Here is a 20,470-nt window from a genome sequence, read left to right as displayed (position 1 = left end):
GACATGCTGATCCCTCGCAGGGTCAAGCACCGCAAGCAGCACCACCCCAAGCGACGCGGTATGGCCAAGGGTGGCACTGAGCTCGCCTTCGGTGAGTACGGCATCCAGGCCCTGACCCCGGCCTACGTGACCAACCGTCAGATCGAGTCCGCTCGTATCGCCATGACGCGTCACATCAAGCGTGGCGGCAAGGTGTGGATCAACATCTACCCCGACCGTCCGCTGACGAAGAAGCCGGCCGAAACCCGCATGGGTTCCGGTAAGGGTTCTCCGGAGTGGTGGGTCGCGAACGTCCACCCCGGTCGGGTGATGTTCGAGCTGTCCTTCCCGAACGAAAAGGTCGCTAAGGAGGCGCTCACCCGCGCCGCCCACAAGCTTCCGATGAAGTGCCGCATTGTTCGGCGCGAGGCAGGTGAGTCGTGATGGCCGCTGGTATCAAGGCGACCGAGCTGCGTGAGCTGAACGGCGAGGACCTCGTCGCGAAGCTCCGTGAGGCCAAGGAAGAGCTGTTCAACCTCCGCTTCCAGGCGGCGACCGGGCAGCTCGAGAACCACGGTCGGCTCAAGTCCGTCCGTAAGGACATCGCCCGGATCTACACCCTGATGCGCGAGCGCGAGCTGGGCATCGAGACGGTGGAGAGCGCCTGATGAGCGAGAAGAATGTGACTGAGACGAACGAGCGCGGCTTCCGCAAGACCCGTGAGGGTCTCGTCGTCAGCGACAAGATGGACAAGACCGTCGTCGTCGCCGTCGAGGACCGCGTCAAGCACGCGCTGTACGGCAAGGTCATCCGCCGTACGAACAAGCTCAAGGCGCACGACGAGCAGAACGCTGCCGGCGTCGGCGACCGCGTCCTCATCATGGAGACGCGTCCGCTGTCGGCGAGCAAGCGCTGGCGCATCGTCGAGATCCTCGAGAAGGCCAAGTAGGTAATTCCCGCAAGGGAATTCCAATAATTACCGTCTGAGGGGGTTTCCCCTCGGATAAGTTCCGCCAGGCTCGGCGTGGGGCCTCATTCACTTGAGGCCCCCGCCGGGAACCGGCAGACGATCAGGAGATAGACGTGATCCAGCAGGAGTCGCGACTTCGGGTCGCCGACAACACTGGTGCCAAGGAGATCCTTTGCATCCGTGTTCTCGGTGGTTCGGGTCGTCGCTACGCGGGCATCGGTGACGTCATCGTCGCCACCGTCAAGGACGCGATCCCCGGTGGCAACGTGAAGAAGGGTGACGTCATCAAGGCCGTCATCGTTCGCACCGTCAAGGAGCGCCGCCGTCCGGATGGCTCGTACATCCGTTTCGACGAGAACGCCGCTGTCGTTCTCAAGAACGACGGTGACCCCCGCGGCACCCGTATCTTCGGCCCCGTGGGCCGTGAGCTGCGCGAGAAGAAGTTCATGAAGATCGTCTCGCTCGCGCCGGAGGTGCTGTAACCGATGAAGATCAAGAAGGGCGACCTGGTCCAGGTCATCACCGGTAAGGACAAGGGCAAGCAGGGCAAGGTCATCGTGGCCATGCCCAGCGAGAACCGCGTCCTCGTCGAGGGTGTCAACCGGGTCAAGAAGCACACCAAGGCCGGCCAGACCGCCCGTGGTTCCAAGACCGGCGGCATCGTGACGACCGAGGCCCCCATCCACGTCAGCAACGTTCAGCTGATCGTGGAGAAGGACGGCAAGAAGGTCGTCACTCGTGTCGGTTACCGCTTCGACGACGAGGGCAACAAGATCCGCGTTGCCAAGCGCACCGGTGAGGACATCTGATGACTGCCACCACCAACGCGCCGCGTCTCAAGCAGCGCTACCGTGACGAGATCTCCCCGAAGCTCCGTGAGGAGTTCTCGTACGAGAACGTCATGATGATCCCCGGCCTGACCAAGATCGTGGTCAACATGGGTGTGGGCGACGCCGCCCGCGACTCCAAGCTGATCGAGGGCGCCATCCGCGACCTCACCACGATCACCGGCCAGAAGCCGGCCGTGACCAAGGCCCGCAAGTCGATCGCGCAGTTCAAGCTGCGCGAGGGGCAGCCGATCGGCTGCCACGTCACCCTCCGCGGTGACCGCATGTGGGAGTTCCTGGACCGTACGCTGTCGCTCGCGCTGCCGCGCATCCGCGACTTCCGTGGTCTGTCCCCGAAGCAGTTCGACGGTCGGGGCAACTACACCTTCGGTCTCACGGAGCAGGTCATGTTCCACGAGATCGACCAGGACAAGATCGACCGCGTCCGGGGTATGGACATCACCGTGGTCACCACGGCGACCAACGACGACGAGGGTCGCGCCCTCCTTCGTCACCTCGGCTTCCCCTTCAAGGAGGCGTAAGCGAGATGGCGAAGAAGTCTCTTATTGCCAAGGCTGCCCGCAAGCCGAAGTTCGGTGTGCGCGCGTACACCCGCTGCCAGCGTTGCGGCCGCCCGCACTCCGTTTACCGCAAGTTCGGCCTGTGCCGCGTGTGCCTTCGTGAGATGGCTCACCGTGGCGAGCTGCCGGGCGTGACCAAGAGCTCCTGGTAATTCCCTACTTGGGAATCCAGGGCTCTCGGTAAGCATCAAGGATGGCGGGTGCCCCGCCTTTCCCTCCCGTAGAGTGGAAGGGTTGGGCGCCTGCCGCCCATGACCGTCTTACTACGCCGTAGGTCCCCGCGCCGCACCCGTCCCGACTCAGCTCGGGGAGAGGGATGGCGCAGATAGGAAACCACGGCGAGAGAGGCCGAAGGCCAAACATGACCATGACCGATCCGATCGCAGACATGCTGACCCGTCTGCGAAACGCTAACTCGGCATACCACGACACCGTGTCGATGCCGCACAGCAAGATCAAGTCGCACATCGCGGAGATCCTCCAGCAGGAGGGCTACATCACCGGCTGGAAGGTCGAGGACGCCGAGGTCGGCAAGTCCCTGACCCTCGAGCTGAAGTTCGGCCCGAACCGCGAGCGCTCGATCGCCGGCATCAAGCGCATCTCGAAGCCGGGCCTGCGGGTCTACGCAAAGTCCACCAACCTGCCGAAGGTCCTCGGCGGCCTGGGCGTGGCGATCATCTCCACGTCCCACGGTCTCCTGACCGGCCAGCAGGCCAGCAAGAAGGGCGTGGGTGGGGAAGTCCTCGCCTACGTCTGGTAACCAGGGAACGGAGGAATAGCCAATGTCGCGTATTGGACGGCTGCCCATCCAGGTTCCCGCTGGTGTGGACGTCACCATCGATGGCCGTACGGTGCATGTGAAGGGCCCCAAGGGTTCCCTCGCGCACGCCGTTGCCGCGCCCATCGAGATCGCTAAGGCCGAGGACGGCACTCTTGTCGTCACCCGCCCGAACGACGAGCGTCAGAACAAGGCCCTGCACGGCCTGTCCCGCACGCTGGTGGCGAACATGATCACCGGCGTGACCGCGGGCTACAGCAAGGCTCTTGAGATCAGCGGTGTCGGTTACCGCGTCCAGGCGAAGGGCTCCAACCTGGAGTTCGCCCTGGGCTACAGCCACCCGATTGTGATCGAGGCCCCCGAGGGCATCACCTTCAAGGTGGAGTCCCCGACCAAGCTCAGCGTCGAGGGCATCGACAAGCAGAAGGTCGGCGAGGTCGCGGCGAACATCCGCAAGCTGCGGAAGCCCGACCCGTACAAGGCCAAGGGCGTCAAGTACGCCGGCGAGGTCATCCGCCGCAAGGTCGGAAAGGCTGGTAAGTAAGCCATGGCATACGGTGTGAAGATCGCCAAGGGCGACGCTTACAAGCGTGCCGCCAAGGCCCGCCGCCATGTCCGCATTCGCAAGAACGTGTCGGGTACGGCGGAGCGTCCGCGCCTCGTCGTGACCCGCTCGAACCGCGGTATCACCGCTCAGGTCATCGACGACATCAAGGGTCACACCCTGGCGTCGGCGTCGAACCTGGACGCGTCGATCCGTGGTGGCGAGGGCGACAAGTCCGCGCAGGCCAAGCAGGTCGGTGCCCTGGTCGCCGAGCGTGCGAAGGCTGCCGGTGTCGAGGCCGTCGTGTTCGACCGTGGTGGCAACAGGTACGCCGGGCGCATTGCCGCTCTGGCTGACGCCGCCCGCGAAGCCGGGCTGAAGTTCTAAGCCCCGGTTCCGGAGCTAGCGGACGTAACAGAGAGAGGTAAATCCAATGGCTGGACCCCAGCGCCGCGGAAGCGGTGCCGGTGGCGGCGAGCGGCGGGACCGGAAGGGTCGCGACGGTGGCGCTGCCGCCGAGAAGACCGCGTACGTTGAGCGCGTTGTCGCGATCAACCGCGTCGCCAAGGTTGTCAAGGGTGGTCGCCGCTTCAGCTTCACCGCGCTGGTCGTGGTGGGCGACGGTGACGGCACCGTAGGTGTCGGATACGGCAAGGCCAAGGAAGTTCCCGCGGCCATCGCCAAGGGCGTGGAAGAGGCCAAGAAGAACTTCTTCAAGGTCCCCCGCATCCAGGGCACCATCCCGCACCCGATCCAGGGCGAGAAGGCGGCGGGCGTCGTCCTGCTCAAGCCTGCTTCCCCCGGTACCGGCGTTATCGCCGGTGGCCCGGTGCGTGCGGTGCTCGAGTGCGCCGGCGTCCACGACATCCTGTCGAAGTCGCTCGGTTCTTCGAACCCGATCAACATCGTGCACGCCACGGTGACCGCGCTTCAGGGCCTTCAGCGCCCCGAGGAGATCGCGGCCCGTCGTGGCCTGCCGCTGGAGGACGTCGCCCCCGCCGCACTGCTGCGGGCGCGTGCAGGGGCGGGTGCGTAATGGCTCGCCTCAAGGTCACGCAGGTCAAGTCCTACATCGGTAGCAAGCAGAACCACCGCGACACCCTTCGTTCGCTTGGTCTCAAGCGCATGAACGATGTGGTCGTCAAGGAGGACCGTCCCGAGATCCGCGGCATGGTGCAGACCGTCCGCCACCTCGTGACGGTTGAGGAGGTCGACTGACATGGCGGAGCAGAACCCGCTGAAGGTCCACAACCTCCGGCCCGCCCCGGGCGCCAAGACCGCCAAGACCCGTGTGGGTCGTGGTGAGGCGTCCAAGGGTAAGACCGCAGGTCGTGGTACCAAGGGCACCAAGGCCCGTTACCAGGTTCCGGAGCGCTTCGAGGGTGGGCAGATGCCCCTCCACATGCGTCTCCCGAAGCTCAAGGGCTTCAAGAACCCGTTCCGTACCGAGTTCCAGGTCGTGAACCTGGACAAGCTGGCCGCGCTCTACCCGCAGGGTGGCGAGGTCACGGTGGCCGATCTGGTCGCCAAGGGTGCGGTTCGCAAGAACCAGCTCGTCAAGGTCCTGGGCCAGGGCGAGATCTCCGTGGCGCTGCAGGTGACGGTTGACGCCGTCTCCGGCTCCGCCAAGGAGAAGATTGCCGCTGCCGGCGGCAGCGTCACCGAGCTCGTCTGAGCTCGTTGAACTGACAACCGGGGATGTCCCAAAAGGGGCATCCCCGGTTGGTCGTTCCAAGGGGGGCACGGTCGCCGGTAAGGTGGCGTGCACTGTTAACCTCCGCGCGGACTGTCATGCATGGCGACCCGTGCGGATTTTGACTGATATGTATTCGTCGATCCTCAAGACCGTCTCCTCTCACGTCGCTGCGTGAGAGGCGCAGGAGGCACCGTGCTCACCGCGTTCGCCCGAGCGTTCAAGACGCCCGACCTGCGCAAGAAGCTGCTGTTCACGCTGGGCATCATGGTGCTCTTCAGGCTCGGCGCGCACGTGCCGGTGCCGGGCGTCAGTTATGCCAACGTCCAGACGTGTATGGACCAGGCCAAGAGCGGCCAGGGCCTCTTCGGCCTCGTGAACATGTTCAGCGGCGGCGCGCTGCTGCATGTCACGATCTTCGCGCTCGGGATCATGCCCTACATCACGGCGAGCATCATCCTGCAGTTGCTCACTGTCGTCATCCCACGGCTGGAAGCCCTCAAGAAGGAGGGACAGTCGGGGCAGGCGAAGATCACGCAGTACACGCGTTATCTGACCGTCGCCCTCGCCATCCTCCAGGGCACCGGTCTGGTGGCCACCGCGAGCAACGGTGCGCTGTTCAGCGGCTGTGCGGTCGGCAACCAGATCGTTCCCGACAAGTCGATCTTCGCCACGGCCATGATGGTCATCACCATGACCGCGGGCACCTGCCTGATCATGTGGCTCGGTGAGCTGATCACCGACCGCGGCATCGGCAACGGCATGTCGATCCTGATGTTCACGTCCATCGCGGCGGGCTTCCCGAGCGGCCTGTGGGGCATCAAGCTCGCGGGCAAGCTGATGGGCGGCTGGCTGGAGTTCGGGCTCGTCATCGTCTGCGGCCTGGCCATGGTCGCGCTCGTCGTCTTCGTCGAGCAGGCCCAGCGCCGCATCCCCGTGCAGTACGCGAAGCGCATGATCGGCCGCCGGTCCTACGGCGGCACCTCGACCTACATCCCGCTCAAGGTGAACCAGGCGGGCGTGATCCCGGTCATCTTCGCCTCGTCGCTGCTGTACATCCCGGCGCTGCTGGTGCAGTTCACCGGCTCCAAGGCGGGCTGGGCGACGTGGGTCAACTCCAACCTCGTCAAGGGTGACCACCCCATCTACATGGTCACGTACTTCCTGCTGATCGTTTTCTTCGCCTTCTTCTACGTCGCCATCTCCTTCAACCCCGAAGAAGTTGCCGACAACATGAAGAAGTATGGTGGGTTCATTCCGGGCATCCGGGCCGGTCGTCCCACCGCGGAGTACCTGAGCTACGTGCTGAACCGCATCACGTGGCCCGGCTCTCTCTACCTGGGGCTGATCGCCCTGGTGCCCACCGTGGCACTGGTCACACTCAAGGCAAACCAGAACTTCCCGTTCGGGGGAACCAGCATCCTGATCATCGTGGGTGTCGGTCTGGAGACTGTGAAGCAGATCGAGAGCCAGCTTCAGCAGCGCAACTACGAAGGGTTCCTCCGCTGATGCGAATCGTCCTCGTCGGGCCGCCCGGCGCCGGCAAGGGTACGCAGGCCGCGTACCTCGCCAAGAATCTCGCGATCCCGCACATCTCGACGGGTGACCTTTTCCGGGCGAACATCAGCCAGGGCACGCCGCTCGGGCAGAAGGCACAGGAGTACATGCGTGCCGGCCAGCTCGTGCCGGACGAGGTCACCATCGGGATGGCCAAGGACCGCATGGAGCAGCCGGACGCCGCGAACGGCTTCCTGCTCGACGGCTTCCCGCGGAACCTCGTCCAGGCCGAATCCCTGGACGAGATCCTCAAGGCCGACGACCTCCGGCTGGACGCCGTCCTGGACCTGGAGGTCCCGGAGGACGAGGTCGTCAAGCGGATCGCCGGTCGCCGGATCTGCCGCCGGGACAGCAGCCACGTCTTCCACGTGATCTACAACGCGCCGAAGACCGAGGGCGTCTGCGACGCCTGCGGCGGCGAGCTGTACCAGCGTGACGACGACCACGAGGACACGGTCCGTGACCGCCTCGAGGTCTACCACACGCAGACCGAGCCGATCATCGACTACTACAAGGCCCAGGGCCTGGTGGTCACGATCTCGGCACTCGGTCCGGTCGCCGAGGTCACGGAGCGCGCGATGGCCGCTCTGGACCGCGCGAACGCCTGAGACACGGTCCTCCTACGGCCGCGATGCCCCACCGGGCATCGCGGCCGTAGTGTTGTCCGAGAAATTTTTGTTTGCGGCACCATCCGTACGCGGCACCAAGAGAGGCAGCACCCCATGGTGGAGATCAAGACTCCCGAGCAGATCGCGAAGATGCGCGAGGCGGGGCTGGTCGTCGCCGCCATTCACGCGGCCACCCGGGAGGCGGCCGTGCCGGGTGCGACGACCAAGGACCTGGACGAGGTCGCCCGCAAGGTGCTCGCCGAGCACGGCGCGAAGTCGAACTTCCTCGGTTACGGCGGCTTCCCCGCGACGATCTGCACCTCGGTGAACGAGGTCGTCGTCCACGGCATCCCGGACACGAAGACCGTCCTGAAGGACGGCGACATCATCTCCATCGACGCGGGCGCGATCATCGACGGCTGGCACGGCGACGCGGCCTTCACGGCCTTCGTGGGCACCGGTCACGCTCCGGAGCTGATCGAGCTCTCCCGGGTGACCGAGGAATCGATGTGGGCCGGCATCGCGGCCGTGAAGAACGGCAACCGCCTGGTGGACATCTCCAAGGCCATCGAGGGCTACATCCGCCGCCAGCCCCGCCCGGCCACCGGGAAGTACGGGATCATCGAGGACTACGGCGGGCACGGCATCGGCTCCGAGATGCACATGGACCCGCACCTGCTGAACTACGTCTCCCGAAAGCGCGGCAAGGGCCCCAAGCTGGTCCCCGGCTTCTGCATCGCGATCGAGCCGATGGTGAGCCTCGGCACGGCGCGTACGCACGTCCTGGAGGACGATTGGACGGTCCTCACGGACGACATGACCTGGTCCTCCCACTGGGAGCACTCGGTCGCCGTGACGGAGCAGGGACCGCTGGTCCTGACCGCGGTGGACGGCGGCAAGGCGAAGCTGGCGGAGTACGGCATCGTGGCCGCCCCGGATCCTCTCGCGTAAGGACCGCGAGGGGTTCCGCTTAAGGATCTCTGCGGCTGGGCAGTCACCCCTGGATTAGTCTTTCGGGTTGCCCTGACGTAGACTGACGCGTCGGCTCTCGTGTATCCGCATGCCTGCGTTCGTACGGCATGTTCGATCACGAGAGTTGATCAAGGTAGCCGATTCGAAAGGCGAAGCGTGGCCAAGAAGCAAGGTGCCATCGAGATCGAGGGCACCGTGATCGAGTCTCTGCCGAACGCAATGTTCAAGGTGGAGCTCCAGAACGGTCACAAGGTCCTCGCGCACATCAGCGGCAAGATGCGGATGCACTACATCCGTATTCTCCCGGATGACCGGGTCGTCGTGGAGCTCTCTCCCTACGACCTGACGCGTGGCCGGATCGTCTACCGCTACAAGTAGATCTTGTCGACGCCCCCTCTCGCGGGGTGGCGGCACTGACCCGGAGAACCTGACATCCCATGAAGGTCAAGCCGAGCGTCAAGAAGATCTGCGACAAGTGCAAGGTGATCCGCCGCCACGGCCGGGTCATGGTCATCTGCGACAACCTGCGCCACAAGCAGCGCCAGGGCTGACGCAGAACCTGCACTTCGCAGTTACTTCGCGCGACGCATAGCAATACGTACATACGCAGGGCCCGTCCAGCCACGGCTGGCGACACCTCCGGCGGGGGCCGGGGACTCGGAACGTACCACCGCTCTTGATCAAGAGCGGTCGGCGGTCGAGAGCGGCACTGTGGAAGACCCCCGAGAATCAACTGGAGCCAGTCAATGGCACGCGTTTCCGGTGTTGACATCCCGCGCGACAAGCGCGTGGAGGTTGCACTCACCTACGTCTTCGGTATCGGCCGCACCCAGTCGCAGGCGACTCTCGCCGCGACCGGTGTGAACCCGAACGCCCGCGTTCGTGACCTTCCCGAAGAGGACCTGGTCAAGATCCGCGAGTACGTGGACGCCAACCTCAAGACCGAGGGTGACCTCCGTCGCGAGATCCAGGCCGACATCCGCCGCAAGGTTGAGATCGGCTGCTACCAGGGTCTGCGTCACCGTCGTGGCCTGCCGGTCCACGGTCAGCGCACCAGCACGAACGCTCGTACCCGCAAGGGCCCGCGTCGCGCGATCGCCGGCAAGAAGAAGCCGGGCAAGAAGTAGTCCTCAGCGGACGCTCACCAGCGGTCTTCGCTGTAGGACCGATCACCTCCACTCCACAGGAGTAAGACATGCCCCCCAAGGGACGTCAGGGCGCAGCCAAGAAGGTGCGTCGCAAGGAAAAGAAGAACGTCGCTCACGGCCACGCGCACATCAAGAGCACGTTCAACAACACCATCGTTTCGATCACGGACCCGTCCGGCAACGTGATCTCCTGGGCCTCCGCCGGCCACGTCGGCTTCAAGGGCTCCCGCAAGTCCACTCCGTTCGCCGCGCAGATGGCCGCCGAGTCGGCTGCCCGTCGCGCGCAGGAGCACGGCATGCGCAAGGTTGACGTCTTCGTCAAGGGCCCGGGTTCCGGTCGCGAGACCGCCATCCGTTCGCTCCAGGCGACCGGCCTCGAGGTCGGCTCGATCCAGGACGTCACCCCCACGCCGCACAACGGCTGCCGTCCGCCGAAGCGCCGCCGCGTCTGATCCGCGATCGGCGATGGGCTTCTCCGCGTGAGCGGAGGTGACCTGCGCCGCCGCGTCTGACGCAGCGCCGCTCTCGCGGTTGCCTTGAAGGTCTGGGCGGTACGGCTCTTCGGAGCCGTACCGCCCGTACCCTTGTAGTACCTCAGGACATCAAATAGTGGGTGTCCATGACTGAAGGATGCTTCGCATGCTGATCGCTCAGCGCCCCTCGCTGACCGAAGAGGTCGTCGACGAGTTCCGCTCCCGGTTCGTGATCGAGCCGCTGGAGCCGGGCTTCGGCTACACCCTCGGTAACTCCCTGCGTCGTACGCTCCTCTCCTCGATCCCGGGTGCGGCTGTCACGTCCATCCGCATCGACGGTGTCCTGCACGAGTTCACCACCGTGCCGGGCGTCAAGGAGGACGTCACCGACCTCATCCTGAACATCAAGCAGCTGGTCGTCTCCTCGGAGCACGACGAGCCGGTCGTGATGTACCTGCGCAAGCAGGGCCCCGGCCTGGTCACCGCCGCGGACATCGCCCCGCCGGCCGGTGTCGAGGTCCACAACCCGGACCTGGTCCTGGCGACGCTGAACGCCAAGGGCAAGCTGGAGATGGAGCTGACCGTCGAGCGCGGTCGCGGCTACGTCTCCGCCGTGCAGAACAAGCAGGTGGGCCAGGAGATCGGCCGTATCCCGGTCGACTCCATCTACTCCCCGGTGCTCAAGGTCACGTACAAGGTCGAGGCGACTCGTGTCGAGCAGCGCACCGACTTCGACAAGCTGATCGTCGACGTCGAGACCAAGCAGGCCATGCGCCCGCGTGACGCCATGGCGTCCGCCGGCAAGACCCTGGTCGAGCTGTTCGGTCTGGCCCGCGAGCTCAACATCGACGCCGAGGGCATCGACATGGGCCCGTCCCCGACGGACGCCGCCCTGGCCGCCGACCTGGCGCTGCCGATCGAGGAGCTCGAGCTCACCGTTCGGTCGTACAACTGCCTCAAGCGCGAGGGCATCCACTCCGTGGGTGAGCTCGTCGCCCGCTCCGAGGCCGACCTGCTCGACATCCGCAACTTCGGTGCGAAGTCGATCGACGAGGTCAAGGCGAAGCTGGCCGGCATGGGCCTGGCGCTCAAGGACAGCCCGCCCGGATTCGACCCGACCGCCGCCGCCGACGCCTTTGGCGCCGACGACGACGCGGACGCGGGTTTCGTGGAGACCGAGCAGTACTGAGCCGTAGGGCTCGCTCAAACTTCTGGTGGGCAACCGCCCACCGGGACCTGACATCGGTACCTGATACGGCCGGTGCAGAGAATCAAGGAGAAACACCATGCCGCGTCCCACCAAGGGTGCCCGTCTGGGCGGCGGTGCCGCGCACGAGAAGCTGATGCTGGCGAACCTCGCCAAGTCGCTCTTCGAGCACGGCCGCATCACCACCACCGAGGCCAAGGCCCGTCGCCTGCGCCCCGTGGCCGAGCGTCTGATCACCAAGGCGAAGAAGGGCGACATCCACAACCGTCGCCAGGTTCTTCAGACGATCACGGACAAGGGCATCGTGCACGTGCTCTTCACCGAGATCGCTCCGCGCTTCGCCGAGCGTCCGGGTGGCTACACCCGTATCACCAAGATCGGCAACCGTCGTGGCGACAACGCCCCGATGGCCGTGATCGAGCTCGTCGAGGGCGAGATCGCGAAGAAGGCGACCGTCGCCGAGGCCGAGGCCGCCACCAAGCGTGCGGTCAAGGAGTCCGAGGCTGCTGCCGAGGCTCCGGCCGAGGAGTCCAAGGACGCCTGACGCATCTGATGCGTGCAGTGGACGGGTCCGCTCCCTTCGGGGGCGGGCCCGTCCCGCATTTTCTGAAAGAGGAACGCGGTGAGTGACGAAGTTGAGCCCGGCTTTGTGCGGGTGCGGCTGGATCTGTCGTACGACGGCAAGGACTTCTCCGGCTGGGCCAAGCAGCGCTCGGGCCTGCGCACCGTGCAGGGCGAGATCGAGTCCGCCCTCCGTACGGTGACGCGGTCGTCCGAGACCTATGAGCTGACGGTCGCGGGCCGTACGGACTCCGGGGTGCACGCCCGTGGCCAGGTCGCGCACGTCGACCTGCCGGCCGAGCTGTGGGCCGAGCACGAGGAGAAGCTGCTGCGCCGGCTCGCCGGACGGCTGTCGCACGACGTACGGGTGTGGAAGGTCGCGGAGGCGCCGGCCGGTTTCAACGCCCGCTTCTCGGCGATCTGGCGGCGGTACGCCTATCGGGTGACCGACCACGTGGGCGGTGTCGATCCGCTGCTGCGCGGTCATGTCCTGTGGCACGACTGGCCGTTGGACGTCGACGCGATGAACGAGGCCTCGCGCGCGCTGCTCGGGGAGCACGACTTCGCCGCGTACTGCAAGAAGCGCGAGGGCGCGACGACCATCCGCACGCTCCAGCGCTTGAGTTGGGAGCGCGACGCGTCGGGTGTCGTCACCGCGACTGTGAAGGCGGACGCTTTCTGCCACAACATGGTGCGCTCGCTGGTGGGCGCGCTGCTGTTCGTCGGCGACGGGCACCGGCCGGTGGACTGGCCGGGCAAGGTGCTCGCCGCGCGGGTCCGCGATTCGGCGGTGCACGTGGTGCGGCCGCACGGGCTGACGCTGGAGGAGGTCGGCTACCCGGCCGACTCCGAGCTCGCCGCCCGCAACCGCGAGGCGCGCAACAAGCGAACGCTGCCGGGCGCGGGTTGCTGCTGATCCGGACGCAACAGTGGGTTAGGTCAAGGGAGTTGGCCTAACCCACTGATTGAGCGTCAGGCGCCTTCGGGGGCCGGGCAGTTGACCGCGAGGTCGCTGTTGACCGTCAAGTACGGCTTGATGCCGTCGACCACCGGATAGATGTCGGTCTTGTTCCGGTCGACGATGTCGCCGACGAGGCGGGCGACGCGGATCGGCTCGGCGTCGGGGGTCGGGCGCAGGGCCAGGTCCCAGACGGTGTTCTCGTCGCCGCCGCGGGCGTGCCGCAGATCCGCGTACGACAGGCTGAAGGTGAAGGCCGTCTCGTTGACGACCGTGACCTCCGCCGTCACCGTCGATGCCGCCTCGATGCGCGGGGTGGCGACGACGACGGGGTTGCTGTCGGCGGTGAACCGCGTGCCGTGCAGGGTGCCTTCGACCGTCAGTGCGTTGTTGCCCTGCCGGACCGTGCGGGCCTCGGCGTGCTGCTCGCGATTCCAGGCGCGCAGCGCGAGGAAGCCGTCGACGGTCGGATAGGCCACCCACCAGGTGAACGGCGAGCCCGGCAGCGGCTCCAGCTCCACCAGGCCGCGGCCCTCGGCGAGGTGCGAGACGACCCGGCGGCGGGCGCCGTCGTCGCCCCGTACGACGTGGAAGTCCCAACGGCCTTCGCCCAGGCGGAGTTCGCGGCGGTCGAGCACCGCGGTGTACGCGCCCTTGCCGTCGGCCGTGGCCTTCAGCGGCACGCTGATCGGCTTGCCCTCCTTGCGGCGGGTGACCGTCAGGGACAGCTTCTCGCCGGACAGGCCCTTGCGGTCGACGGAGACGACGATGTTGCCGTCGGCGTCGACGCGGCAGGACGCGGTGCAGCGCAGCGGCTTGCGGACGATCTCCTTTATGGCCGCCTTGACCGCCGGGGTGGCGGGCTTGGCCACCGAGCGGCGCAGCGGGCGGATGAGCTTGCCCGCGGTGCGGCGCAGCACCTTCGACAGCGGCACGGGCGCGGGCTTGCGGGGCTCGCCGGGGGCGCTGCCCGCGGGGGCCGGCGCGGTGCCGGTGTCGCCGCCGAGGCTCTCGATGAGGTCCTCGTAGGCGCGGGCGATGGCGTCGGGCTGATAGCGCTCGGCGGAGATCCGGGCGGCCTTGCCCATGGCGTGCCGCAGTTCGTCGTCCTCGATCAGCTTGAGCAGGCCCTTGGCGATGGCGTCGCTGTCGAGGTTGGTGACGAGCAGGCCGTCCTTGCCGTCGCTGATGATCTCACCGGGGCCGTGCGGGCAGTCGGTGGCGACGACGGGCACGCCACAGTTCATGGCCTCCACGATCGTCATGCCGAAGGACTCCTCGCGGGAGGTCACGGCGGCGATGGAGCCCTTGGCCCACTCGGTCTCGATGGGGGAGTGGGGGCCCATGAGGCGGACGTGCTCGTTGAGACCGAGCTTGTCGATCTGCTCGCGCAGCTTGGCCTGCTGGGGGCCGCGGCCGTAGATCCGCAGCTTCCAGTCGGGGCGGGTGGCGGCGACGGTGGCCCACGCCTTGACCAGCAGGTCGTAACGCTTGACGGGGATCAGCCGGCCCGCGGCGACGACCAGCTTGGCGTTGCCGTCGGAGGGCTCGACCTCGGACGGCGGGACGCCGTTGGGCAGGGCGATCAGCTTGGTCTTCACGCCGAGGAAGTGCTCGCGGTGGGTGACCGCGTCGGCCTCGGAGACGGCGGTGTGCGCGTCGAGCTTCGGGATGGCGCGGTCCTGGGCGGCGCGGATGTTCGGCTCGTGCGTGCCGTAGATCCGGTGCTCCTGGCCGATCTTGAGGTAGCGGTCCGTGCCGAACTCGGCGAGATACATCACCAGGCCGGGGCGGGTGGCGATCACGACGTCGGCGTCGGTGCGGGCGAGGTGCTCGGCGACGCGCTTGTCGGTGAGCGCGCTGAACTGCGCGCCCTTCGCCTCGACGGGCGGGATCAGCGTGCTGTCCTGCTGGAGCAGGCCGTTGTCCCGGTCGGCGCCGGTCTCGGCGCGGGTGTCGATGAGGTGGACCAGCTTGACCTTGCGGTGCAGGGGGAGCTTGGGCGTGCCACCGGTTCTGTGGATCGACACGATCTCCACGTCGTGCCGGGCCGCGAGCGCGCCGGCGACGTTGAACGTGGAGCGGATCGTGCCGCCGATGCCATAGGCATTCTGCAAAAGGAAAGAGATCTTCATGGCGGTGTGTGCGCGGCACGTTCGGGTGCCGCGTCCGTCCTTCCCCCTGGCCTGGGTGTCCGGGTCGTCCCCTGTGTGCGGACCGCTGGGCCAAGTGTTGGTCGAGTGCGGCCCGATCCGTCGGTAAAGACCGTTGGGAGGGGTATCGGTTGCTTGCGAAGCCTACATTGTGGCTTGAGTCACAGGTCGTGGGTCAAGTGGGGAGATCGTCCCCGCGGCCCGTGCGCCGGGGGCGCTCGGACAGCCGTCCAGAGGGTAACCGGGCCGCCGGGCGTGGCGAGCGGACGGACCCCGCGGGCGCTGGGACGCTGGGGGTGTGAAGGCGATGGTGGCGGTCTCCGCGGTCGTGGCCCTCGGGCTGGTGACCGGGTGTGGTGTCGGTGACGGCGGCGCCGCGGGCGAGCCCCGCAGGGCGTCCCCGTCCCGTGCGGACAGGGGTGAGGGCAAGGAGGCGCTCGACACCGTGACGATGCTCGGCCCGGACCGGCTGAGACATGTGGAGCTGGGCGCGCACGAGGTGCCCGGCTTCCAGATCGAGAGGGCGGGCGAGGGCGCGGCGGGCGCGGGCAGACCCCGTACGGACAGCGAGCCCTGCCGGCCGCTCGCCGACGCGCTGGGCTCCCAGCTGCGGCCCGCGCCGGCCGCGACGGTGGTGCGGACCTTCGCCAAGACGGGCGAGGACATGGACTTCGAGGGCCTCATGGGCATGATCCGCGTCTCGGCGTACGAGGGGGACGGCGCGGCCGACACCCTCCAGGCCCTGAGGACGGCGGCCACCGCCTGCGCGGACGGCTTCCGGATGCGCACGGGCGAGGGCGAGCCGCAGGAGTTCGAGGCGGTACGGACGCTGTCGCCGCCGTCGCTGGGGGACGAGGCGGTGGCCTTCCGCCTGGAGAACGTGGCGGAGCGCGCGCCCAGTCTGATCACTGCCGTGCGGTCCGGGAACGTGCTGGCGATGTTCTTCGCGACGAGCCTTTCCGATCCGGACGGGGTGGAGATTCCTTCTGAGCTTGTGCGTGCGCAGGTGGCGAAGCTTCGGGGGATGGCGGGGGAGGTGTCATCCCAGACCTCTGCCGCTCCGGGGGAGGACGACGACGAGGACGCGGATCCGTCGGGCTGATCGTGTGCGGGTGCGTCGGCTGACGCGAAGCGCCTGCGGCGGGCTTTGTTCCCCACCCCGCCCCTTCCCGAACTGGGGCTTCGCCCCAGACCCCGAAGCACGCTTCGCGCGCTGTCCTCAAACGCCGGACGGGCTGAATCAGCCCGTCCGGCGTTTGAGGACGCGCCCGCAGGGCGCCCCCGCCGCAGGCGGCAACCGGCCCGCGGCCGGGGGTCTGGGGCACGCGCCCCAGTTTCGGGAAGGGGCGGGGTAGGGGAACAAGCGCCCGCCGGGCCGCACCCGGGCACGGGTCCGGGGCGGAGCCCCGGCCTCGGCGGAGCCGAGCATCAGACGCCGAGGGAAGGGGCGGGGCTGGGGAGAGAAACCCGGGGCTACGCCGTGGGGTGGGATCTCACCGAGTCCGCCGCCTGGGCCTGGGCCCGGTACATGATGCGGCGGAACGTGTAGTCCGACACGTCGCGCCCGGCCTGCAGCGCCGCCGTGTCGCCGGAGTCGACCGCCTTGCCGTTCGCGAAGCCCGCCACGGTGAAGTACGCGTAGCGCCCGATCGCGTTGGCCGTCAGCCGGCACGCCGTCGCGCGGCAGAACTCGGGGTCGTTGTCGCCGGGGAGGGAGGCGATGTTCCCCGCGAACTGCTCCTTCGCCTTGTCCGCAGCCGCCTTGTCGTCGAAGACGGCGACGCCGACCGTGACCGCGAGCCCGTCCCGTACGTACGTGGCGCGCAGCACCTGGCGGCAGCCGTTGTCGGTGAGGACGGAGCCGAGCGCGCCCTGGGTCGCGGAGGCGCAGTCCGTCGTGGTGGCGGTGGCGGTCCGCTCGTACGTGCGCTTGTCGAGGACCGGCTTGGTGTGGGGGAAGAGGGTCTTCGTGCTCAGGGGCGCCTTGTCCTTGTCGGCGCCCGCTATGAAGTCGAGGGGGTTCGGCGGGGGCGGCGGGGCGCTCTCGGAGAAGGAGGGTTCCGGCGCGCCGGAGGAGCTGGGCAGCTTCTCGGGCGCGGGCAGGCCGGACTGCTTGCCGCCGCCGTGCGAGCCGGTGACCGCGAAGGCCACGGCCGTGGCGACGGCGGTCGCGGCGAGCGCGCCGCCGCCACCGAGGAGGAGCCACTTGCGGCGGCGGCCGCGGGCCGCGGTGTCGTCGGCGAGCGCCGACCAGTCCGGGGTCTGCGGGGCGCCGGAGGCGGGGCCCCAGGGCGGGGGCGGCGGGGTGGGCTGTGGCGGCGGGGGCGGGCCCCACTGCGGAGTCGGCCGATGGGGTTCCCCCGGGGCCCCGTGCGGCCCTCCCTGCCCAAAGCTCATGGCGTGCATCGTAAACCGGTTGGTCGCACCCCTGGCGGGCGGCGACAATCCCACTCATGGGACATGTCGAAGCAGCGCACCTGGAGTACTACCTTCCGGACGGCCGGGTGCTGCTCGGTGACGTCTCCTTCCGGGTCGGGGAGGGCGCCGCGGTCGCCCTCGTCGGTGCGAACGGCGCGGGCAAGACGACCCTGCTGCGGCTGATCTCCGGGGAGCTCCAGCCGCACGGCGGCACGGTCTCGGTCACCGGCGGGCTCGGGGTGATGCCGCAGTTCGTCGGGTCGGTGCGGGACGGTCGTACGGTCCGTGACCTGCTGGTCTCCGTGGCGCAGCCGAGGATCAGGGAAGCGGCGCGGGCCGTGGACGAGGCCGAGGACGCGATCATGACGCGGGACGACGAGGCCGCGCAGATGGCATACGCGCAGGCCCTGTCCGACTGGGCCGAGGCGCGGGGCTACGAGGCCGAGACCGTGTGGGACATGTGCACGATGGCCGCGCTCGGCGTCCCTTACGAGAAGGCGCAGTGGCGCGAGGTGCGCACCCTCTCCGGCGGTGAGCAGAAGCGGCTGGTCCTGGAGTCGCTGCTGCGCGGCACGGACGAGGTGCTGCTGCTCGACGAGCCGGACAACTACCTCGACGTGCCCGGCAAGCGCTGGCTGGAGGAGCGGCTGCGCGAGACGAAGAAGACCGTCCTCTTCGTCTCCCACGACCGTGAGCTGCTCGCCCGCGCCGCCGAGAAGATCATCAGCGTCGAGCCGGGCCCGGCCGGGTCGGACGTGTGGGTGCACGGCGGCGGCTTCGCCACGTACCACGAGGCCCGCAAGGAGCGCTTCGCCCGCTTCGAGGAGCTGCGCCGCCGCTGGGACGAGAAGCACGCCCAGCTGAAGAAGCTGGTGGTCAACCTCCGGCAGGCCGCCGCGGTCAGCCACGAGATGGCCTCGCGCTATGCCGCCGCCCAGACCCGGCTGCGGAAGTTCGAGGAGGCCGGTCCGCCGCCGGAGCCGCCGCGCGAGCAGGACATCCGGATGCGGCTGCGCGGCGGGCGCACCGGCGTCCGGGCCGTGACCTGCGAGAAGCTTGAGCTCACCGGTCTGATGAAGCCCTTCGATCTGGAGGTCTTCTACGGCGAGCGGGTCGCGGTGCTCGGCTCGAACGGCTCCGGCAAGTCCCACTTCCTGCGGCTGCTCGCCGGTGACGACGTGGCCCACACGGGCACGTGGAAGCTGGGCGCGCGCGTGGTGGCCGGACACTTCGCCCAGACCCACGCCCACCCCGAGCTGCTGGGGCGCACGCTCGTCGACATCCTGTGGACCGAGCACGCGAAGGACCGGGGCGGGGCGATGTCCGTGCTGCGCCGGTACGAGCTGGAGAAGCAGGGCGACCAGGCCTTCGAGAAGCTGTCGGGCGGGCAGCAGGCGCGCTTCCAGATCCTGCTGCTGGAGCTGGCCGGGACGACGGCCCTCCTGCTGGACGAGCCGACGGACAACCTCGACCTGGAGAGCGCGGAGGCGCTGCAGGACGGCCTGGAGTCCTACGACGGCACGGTGCTCGCGGTCACACACGACCGCTGGTTCGCTCGCGCGTTCGACCGCTATGTGGTCTTCGGCTCGGACGGCACGGTCCGGGAGGTCCCGGAGCCGGTCTGGGACGAGGCGCGGGTGGTGCGCAAGCGGTAGCCGCCCGGGCGCCGCACCGCCTCCGGGGCCTTGGAGCCGTACGGGTGGCCGGGTCCGGCAGCCGGTGGGACCATGTTGTTTTGACCCCGCCGGTGGGCGACCGGTACTCTACGAGTTCGTTATGCGTATTGGCTTGGTCGTTCTCACGCGAGGGGCCCTTACGCTTGCTCATCGGGCCGATAATGACCGGCGCGCGTTCGGGTTGCGTCCCCGGATCGCCGCCAGTGTCGGTTGACCGCCCGGAGAGACGTGTCAGGACCCACACTCAGAAGCGAAGGCTACGACCGTGCGTACGTTCAGCCCCAAGCCCGGCGATGTCCAGCGCCAGTGGCACATCATTGACGCGCAGGACGTTGTCCTGGGCCGTCTGGCCTCTCAGGCCGCCAACCTCCTGCGTGGCAAGCACAAGCCTGTGTATGCCCCGCACATGGACATGGGTGACTTCGTCATCATCATCAACGCCGACAAGGTGCACCTGTCCGGCAACAAGAAGACCCAGAAGCTGGCGTACCGCCACTCCGGCTTCCCGGGTGGTCTCCGTGCCGTTCGTTACGACGAGCTGCTCGACAAGAACCCCGAGAAGGCCGTCGAGAAGGCCATCAAGGGCATGGTTCCCAAGAACTCCCTCGGCCGTCAGATGCTCTCGAAGCTGAAGGTCTACTCGGGCAGCGAGCACCCGCACGCCGCCCAGCAGCCGGTTCCGTTCGAGATCACCCAGGTCAAGCAGGGCTAGTCCCGGCCACCGCCGACCAGACAGAAAGTATCTGAGGAGAATCGTGGCTGAGACCACCGCCGAGACCCCCGTCATCGACGACGAGGTTGGCGTCGAGGAGTACACCACCGAGACCGAGATCGTCGAGTCGGAGTACACCTCCGAGTCGCTCGCGTCCCGTTTCGGTGACCCGCAGCCGGCCGCCGGCCTGGGTCGTCGCAAGAACGCCATCGCCCGCGTCCGGATCGTTCCGGGCACCGGCAAGTGGAAGATCAACGGCCGCACCCTTGAGGACTACTTCCCCAACAAGGTGCACCAGCAGGAAGTCAACGAGCCCTTCAAGGTGCTCGAGCTCGACGACCGCTACGACGTCATCGCCCGCATCGCGGGTGGCGGCGTGTCCGGCCAGGCCGGCGCCCTGCGCCTCGGTGTGGCCCGCGCGCTGAACGAGGCGGACGTGGACAACAACCGCGGCCCGCTGAAGAAGGCCGGCTTCCTGAGCCGCGACGACCGTGCGGTCGAGCGCAAGAAGGCCGGTCTGAAGAAGGCCCGCAAGGCTCCGCAGTACAGCAAGCGCTAAACAGCACCTGCTGCTTCTGCTCGAACGCCCCGGCGGCACGCTCCGTGCCCGCCGGGGCGTTCGGCTATCGGCGGCACGGGGCGTATACCTGGATGT

The 20,470-nt window shown here is 67.8% G+C and carries 29 protein-coding genes; 27 read left to right on the top strand and 2 right to left on the bottom strand.

The annotated features are described in order from the left end of the window. Nucleotides 1–3: 3 nt before the first annotated feature. The 23 genes from rplP to truA all read left to right on the top strand — a co-directional run bounded on the left by rplP (nt 4) and on the right by truA (nt 12,814). Entirely contained in the window at nt 4–423 is a 420-nt protein-coding gene (gene rplP, locus DXZ73_RS20285) for a 50S ribosomal protein L16 (RefSeq protein ID WP_116212444.1), read from the top strand. Next, nucleotides 423–647, top strand: coding sequence for a 50S ribosomal protein L29 (rpmC, locus tag DXZ73_RS20280; protein ID WP_116212442.1), 225 nt, complete (start codon nt 423–425; stop codon nt 645–647). The genes rplP and rpmC overlap by 1 nt, the downstream gene beginning before the upstream one ends. Beyond that, entirely contained in the window at nt 647–928 is a 282-nt protein-coding gene (gene rpsQ / locus DXZ73_RS20275) for a 30S ribosomal protein S17 (protein WP_030026328.1), read from the top strand. Before rpmC ends, rpsQ begins: the two co-directional genes overlap by 1 nt. A gap of 134 nt (nt 929–1,062) precedes the next feature. Next, entirely contained in the window at nt 1,063–1,431 is a 369-nt protein-coding gene (gene rplN, locus DXZ73_RS20270; RefSeq protein ID WP_030368406.1) for a 50S ribosomal protein L14, read from the top strand. Between the two features lie 3 nt (nt 1,432–1,434). After that, the gene (gene rplX, locus DXZ73_RS20265) at nt 1,435–1,758 is read left to right on the top strand and encodes a 50S ribosomal protein L24 (protein WP_116212440.1); all 324 of its coding nucleotides are present in this window, start codon (nt 1,435–1,437) and stop codon (nt 1,756–1,758) included. Beyond that, nucleotides 1,758–2,318: a 50S ribosomal protein L5 gene (gene rplE / locus DXZ73_RS20260; RefSeq protein ID WP_116212438.1), complete on the top strand. Its 561-nt coding sequence runs from the start codon at nt 1,758–1,760 to the stop codon at nt 2,316–2,318. The genes rplX and rplE overlap by 1 nt, the downstream gene beginning before the upstream one ends. A gap of 5 nt (nt 2,319–2,323) precedes the next feature. Then, complete coding sequence (locus DXZ73_RS20255; RefSeq protein ID WP_030368403.1) at nt 2,324–2,509, top strand: type Z 30S ribosomal protein S14; 186 nt, start codon at nt 2,324–2,326, stop codon at nt 2,507–2,509. A gap of 209 nt (nt 2,510–2,718) precedes the next feature. Beyond that, nucleotides 2,719–3,117: a 30S ribosomal protein S8 gene (gene rpsH, locus DXZ73_RS20250; RefSeq protein WP_116212436.1), complete on the top strand. Its 399-nt coding sequence runs from the start codon at nt 2,719–2,721 to the stop codon at nt 3,115–3,117. Nucleotides 3,118–3,139: 22 nt separating this feature from the next. After that, nucleotides 3,140–3,679 (top strand): 50S ribosomal protein L6, encoded by a 540-nt coding sequence (gene rplF, locus DXZ73_RS20245; RefSeq protein ID WP_116212435.1) that lies wholly within the window; start codon nt 3,140–3,142, stop codon nt 3,677–3,679. Nucleotides 3,680–3,682: 3 nt separating this feature from the next. Then, nucleotides 3,683–4,066 carry a 50S ribosomal protein L18 gene (gene rplR / locus DXZ73_RS20240; RefSeq protein ID WP_116212433.1) on the top strand — a complete coding sequence of 128 codons (384 nt, stop codon included), beginning with the start codon at nt 3,683–3,685 and terminating at the stop codon, nt 4,064–4,066. A gap of 46 nt (nt 4,067–4,112) precedes the next feature. Continuing rightward, a complete protein-coding gene (gene rpsE / locus DXZ73_RS20235) occupies nt 4,113–4,715 on the top strand; it encodes a 30S ribosomal protein S5 (RefSeq protein ID WP_116212431.1) in 603 nt (200 codons plus the stop codon). Next, a complete protein-coding gene (rpmD, locus tag DXZ73_RS20230) occupies nt 4,715–4,897 on the top strand; it encodes a 50S ribosomal protein L30 (RefSeq protein WP_030368398.1) in 183 nt (60 codons plus the stop codon). The genes rpsE and rpmD overlap by 1 nt, the downstream gene beginning before the upstream one ends. Before the next feature lies 1 nt (nt 4,898). Next, the gene (rplO, locus tag DXZ73_RS20225; RefSeq protein WP_116212429.1) at nt 4,899–5,354 is read left to right on the top strand and encodes a 50S ribosomal protein L15; all 456 of its coding nucleotides are present in this window, start codon (nt 4,899–4,901) and stop codon (nt 5,352–5,354) included. A 213-nt stretch (nt 5,355–5,567) separates the two neighbouring features. After that, nucleotides 5,568–6,881, top strand: a complete 1,314-nt coding sequence (secY, locus tag DXZ73_RS20220) for a preprotein translocase subunit SecY (protein WP_116212427.1) — start codon at nt 5,568–5,570, stop codon at nt 6,879–6,881. Further along, a complete protein-coding gene (locus DXZ73_RS20215) occupies nt 6,881–7,537 on the top strand; it encodes an adenylate kinase (protein WP_116212425.1) in 657 nt (218 codons plus the stop codon). The genes secY and DXZ73_RS20215 overlap by 1 nt, the downstream gene beginning before the upstream one ends. A 114-nt stretch (nt 7,538–7,651) precedes the next feature. Further along, a complete protein-coding gene (gene map / locus DXZ73_RS20210) occupies nt 7,652–8,488 on the top strand; it encodes a type I methionyl aminopeptidase (RefSeq protein ID WP_116212424.1) in 837 nt (278 codons plus the stop codon). 177 nt (nt 8,489–8,665) lie between these two features. After that, nucleotides 8,666–8,887, top strand: a complete 222-nt coding sequence (gene infA / locus DXZ73_RS20205; RefSeq protein ID WP_003956442.1) for a translation initiation factor IF-1 — start codon at nt 8,666–8,668, stop codon at nt 8,885–8,887. A gap of 59 nt (nt 8,888–8,946) precedes the next feature. Then, complete coding sequence (gene rpmJ, locus DXZ73_RS20200; protein ID WP_003956441.1) at nt 8,947–9,060, top strand: 50S ribosomal protein L36; 114 nt, start codon at nt 8,947–8,949, stop codon at nt 9,058–9,060. A 195-nt stretch (nt 9,061–9,255) separates the two neighbouring features. Further along, a complete protein-coding gene (gene rpsM, locus DXZ73_RS20195) occupies nt 9,256–9,636 on the top strand; it encodes a 30S ribosomal protein S13 (protein WP_116212422.1) in 381 nt (126 codons plus the stop codon). Between the two features lie 68 nt (nt 9,637–9,704). Then, nucleotides 9,705–10,109, top strand: a complete 405-nt coding sequence (gene rpsK / locus DXZ73_RS20190) for a 30S ribosomal protein S11 (protein WP_003956432.1) — start codon at nt 9,705–9,707, stop codon at nt 10,107–10,109. A gap of 187 nt (nt 10,110–10,296) precedes the next feature. Next, nucleotides 10,297–11,319, top strand: coding sequence for a DNA-directed RNA polymerase subunit alpha (locus tag DXZ73_RS20185; RefSeq protein ID WP_004946635.1), 1,023 nt, complete (start codon nt 10,297–10,299; stop codon nt 11,317–11,319). A 97-nt stretch (nt 11,320–11,416) separates the two neighbouring features. After that, nucleotides 11,417–11,881 carry a 50S ribosomal protein L17 gene (gene rplQ / locus DXZ73_RS20180; protein WP_030368392.1) on the top strand — a complete coding sequence of 155 codons (465 nt, stop codon included), beginning with the start codon at nt 11,417–11,419 and terminating at the stop codon, nt 11,879–11,881. 78 nt (nt 11,882–11,959) lie between these two features. Continuing rightward, nucleotides 11,960–12,814: a tRNA pseudouridine(38-40) synthase TruA gene (gene truA / locus DXZ73_RS20175; RefSeq protein WP_116212420.1), complete on the top strand. Its 855-nt coding sequence runs from the start codon at nt 11,960–11,962 to the stop codon at nt 12,812–12,814. A 56-nt stretch (nt 12,815–12,870) separates the two neighbouring features. Here truA and DXZ73_RS20170 read toward each other — a convergent pair whose 3' ends face one another. Next, nucleotides 12,871–14,991 (bottom strand): glycosyltransferase, encoded by a 2,121-nt coding sequence (locus DXZ73_RS20170; RefSeq protein ID WP_116212418.1) that lies wholly within the window; start codon nt 14,989–14,991, stop codon nt 12,871–12,873. Nucleotides 14,992–15,307: 316 nt separating this feature from the next. Here DXZ73_RS20170 and DXZ73_RS20165 point away from each other — a divergent pair, with 316 nt between their 5' ends. Next, nucleotides 15,308–16,111 carry a hypothetical protein gene (locus DXZ73_RS20165; protein WP_116212416.1) on the top strand — a complete coding sequence of 268 codons (804 nt, stop codon included), beginning with the start codon at nt 15,308–15,310 and terminating at the stop codon, nt 16,109–16,111. A 371-nt stretch (nt 16,112–16,482) separates the two neighbouring features. Here the strand turns inward: DXZ73_RS20165 and DXZ73_RS20160 are convergent, their stop codons facing one another. Then, complete coding sequence (locus tag DXZ73_RS20160; protein ID WP_338059129.1) at nt 16,483–17,406, bottom strand: hypothetical protein; 924 nt, start codon at nt 17,404–17,406, stop codon at nt 16,483–16,485. A gap of 56 nt (nt 17,407–17,462) precedes the next feature. Between DXZ73_RS20160 and DXZ73_RS20155 the strand changes: the two genes are divergently transcribed. From DXZ73_RS20155 to rpsI, 3 genes are all read left to right on the top strand, one after another. Next, entirely contained in the window at nt 17,463–19,082 is a 1,620-nt protein-coding gene (locus DXZ73_RS20155; protein ID WP_205519192.1) for an ABC-F family ATP-binding cassette domain-containing protein, read from the top strand. Nucleotides 19,083–19,368: 286 nt separating this feature from the next. Further along, a complete protein-coding gene (gene rplM / locus DXZ73_RS20150) occupies nt 19,369–19,815 on the top strand; it encodes a 50S ribosomal protein L13 (RefSeq protein WP_116212410.1) in 447 nt (148 codons plus the stop codon). Between the two features lie 43 nt (nt 19,816–19,858). Next, on the top strand, nt 19,859–20,374 hold the full coding sequence (gene rpsI, locus DXZ73_RS20145) for a 30S ribosomal protein S9 (protein WP_116212408.1): 516 nt from the start codon (nt 19,859–19,861) through the stop codon (nt 20,372–20,374). Nucleotides 20,375–20,470 lie beyond the last annotated feature (96 nt).

The organism is Streptoverticillium olivoreticuli subsp. olivoreticuli (assembly GCF_003391135.1).
Taxonomy (GTDB): Bacteria; Actinomycetota; Actinomycetes; order Streptomycetales; family Streptomycetaceae; genus Streptomyces; species Streptomyces blastmyceticus.
The sequence above is the reverse complement of the archived record's forward strand: the minus strand, read 5'-3'. Positions and strand labels throughout refer to the sequence as shown.

Excerpts from the sequence above, each read along its gene's own strand:
- rpmC (WP_116212442.1), top strand. The coding sequence starts at position 423 with ATGGCCGCTGGTATCAAGGCGACCGAGCTGCGTGAGCTGAACGGCGAG.
- rplR (WP_116212433.1), top strand. The coding sequence starts at position 3,683 with ATGGCATACGGTGTGAAGATCGCCAAGGGCGACGCTTACAAGCGTGCC.
- rpmJ (WP_003956441.1), top strand. The coding sequence starts at position 8,947 with ATGAAGGTCAAGCCGAGCGTCAAGAAGATCTGCGACAAGTGCAAGGTG.
- rpmD (WP_030368398.1), top strand. The coding sequence starts at position 4,715 with ATGGCTCGCCTCAAGGTCACGCAGGTCAAGTCCTACATCGGTAGCAAG.
- rpsQ (WP_030026328.1), top strand. The coding sequence starts at position 647 with ATGAGCGAGAAGAATGTGACTGAGACGAACGAGCGCGGCTTCCGCAAG.
- rplF (WP_116212435.1), top strand. The coding sequence starts at position 3,140 with ATGTCGCGTATTGGACGGCTGCCCATCCAGGTTCCCGCTGGTGTGGAC.
- rpsK (WP_003956432.1), top strand. The coding sequence starts at position 9,705 with ATGCCCCCCAAGGGACGTCAGGGCGCAGCCAAGAAGGTGCGTCGCAAG.
- DXZ73_RS20160 (WP_338059129.1), bottom strand. The coding sequence starts at position 17,406 with ATGAGCTTTGGGCAGGGAGGGCCGCACGGGGCCCCGGGGGAACCCCAT.
- rplE (WP_116212438.1), top strand. The coding sequence starts at position 1,758 with ATGACTGCCACCACCAACGCGCCGCGTCTCAAGCAGCGCTACCGTGAC.
- rpsE (WP_116212431.1), top strand. The coding sequence starts at position 4,113 with ATGGCTGGACCCCAGCGCCGCGGAAGCGGTGCCGGTGGCGGCGAGCGG.
- DXZ73_RS20155 (WP_205519192.1), top strand. The coding sequence starts at position 17,463 with ATGGGACATGTCGAAGCAGCGCACCTGGAGTACTACCTTCCGGACGGC.
- DXZ73_RS20170 (WP_116212418.1), bottom strand. The coding sequence starts at position 14,991 with ATGAAGATCTCTTTCCTTTTGCAGAATGCCTATGGCATCGGCGGCACG.
- rplP (WP_116212444.1), top strand. The coding sequence starts at position 4 with ATGCTGATCCCTCGCAGGGTCAAGCACCGCAAGCAGCACCACCCCAAG.
- rpsH (WP_116212436.1), top strand. The coding sequence starts at position 2,719 with ATGACCATGACCGATCCGATCGCAGACATGCTGACCCGTCTGCGAAAC.
- DXZ73_RS20185 (WP_004946635.1), top strand. The coding sequence starts at position 10,297 with ATGCTGATCGCTCAGCGCCCCTCGCTGACCGAAGAGGTCGTCGACGAG.
- DXZ73_RS20255 (WP_030368403.1), top strand. The coding sequence starts at position 2,324 with ATGGCGAAGAAGTCTCTTATTGCCAAGGCTGCCCGCAAGCCGAAGTTC.
- rpsM (WP_116212422.1), top strand. The coding sequence starts at position 9,256 with ATGGCACGCGTTTCCGGTGTTGACATCCCGCGCGACAAGCGCGTGGAG.
- rplQ (WP_030368392.1), top strand. The coding sequence starts at position 11,417 with ATGCCGCGTCCCACCAAGGGTGCCCGTCTGGGCGGCGGTGCCGCGCAC.
- rplX (WP_116212440.1), top strand. The coding sequence starts at position 1,435 with ATGAAGATCAAGAAGGGCGACCTGGTCCAGGTCATCACCGGTAAGGAC.
- rplO (WP_116212429.1), top strand. The coding sequence starts at position 4,899 with ATGGCGGAGCAGAACCCGCTGAAGGTCCACAACCTCCGGCCCGCCCCG.
- DXZ73_RS20215 (WP_116212425.1), top strand. The coding sequence starts at position 6,881 with ATGCGAATCGTCCTCGTCGGGCCGCCCGGCGCCGGCAAGGGTACGCAG.
- map (WP_116212424.1), top strand. The coding sequence starts at position 7,652 with ATGGTGGAGATCAAGACTCCCGAGCAGATCGCGAAGATGCGCGAGGCG.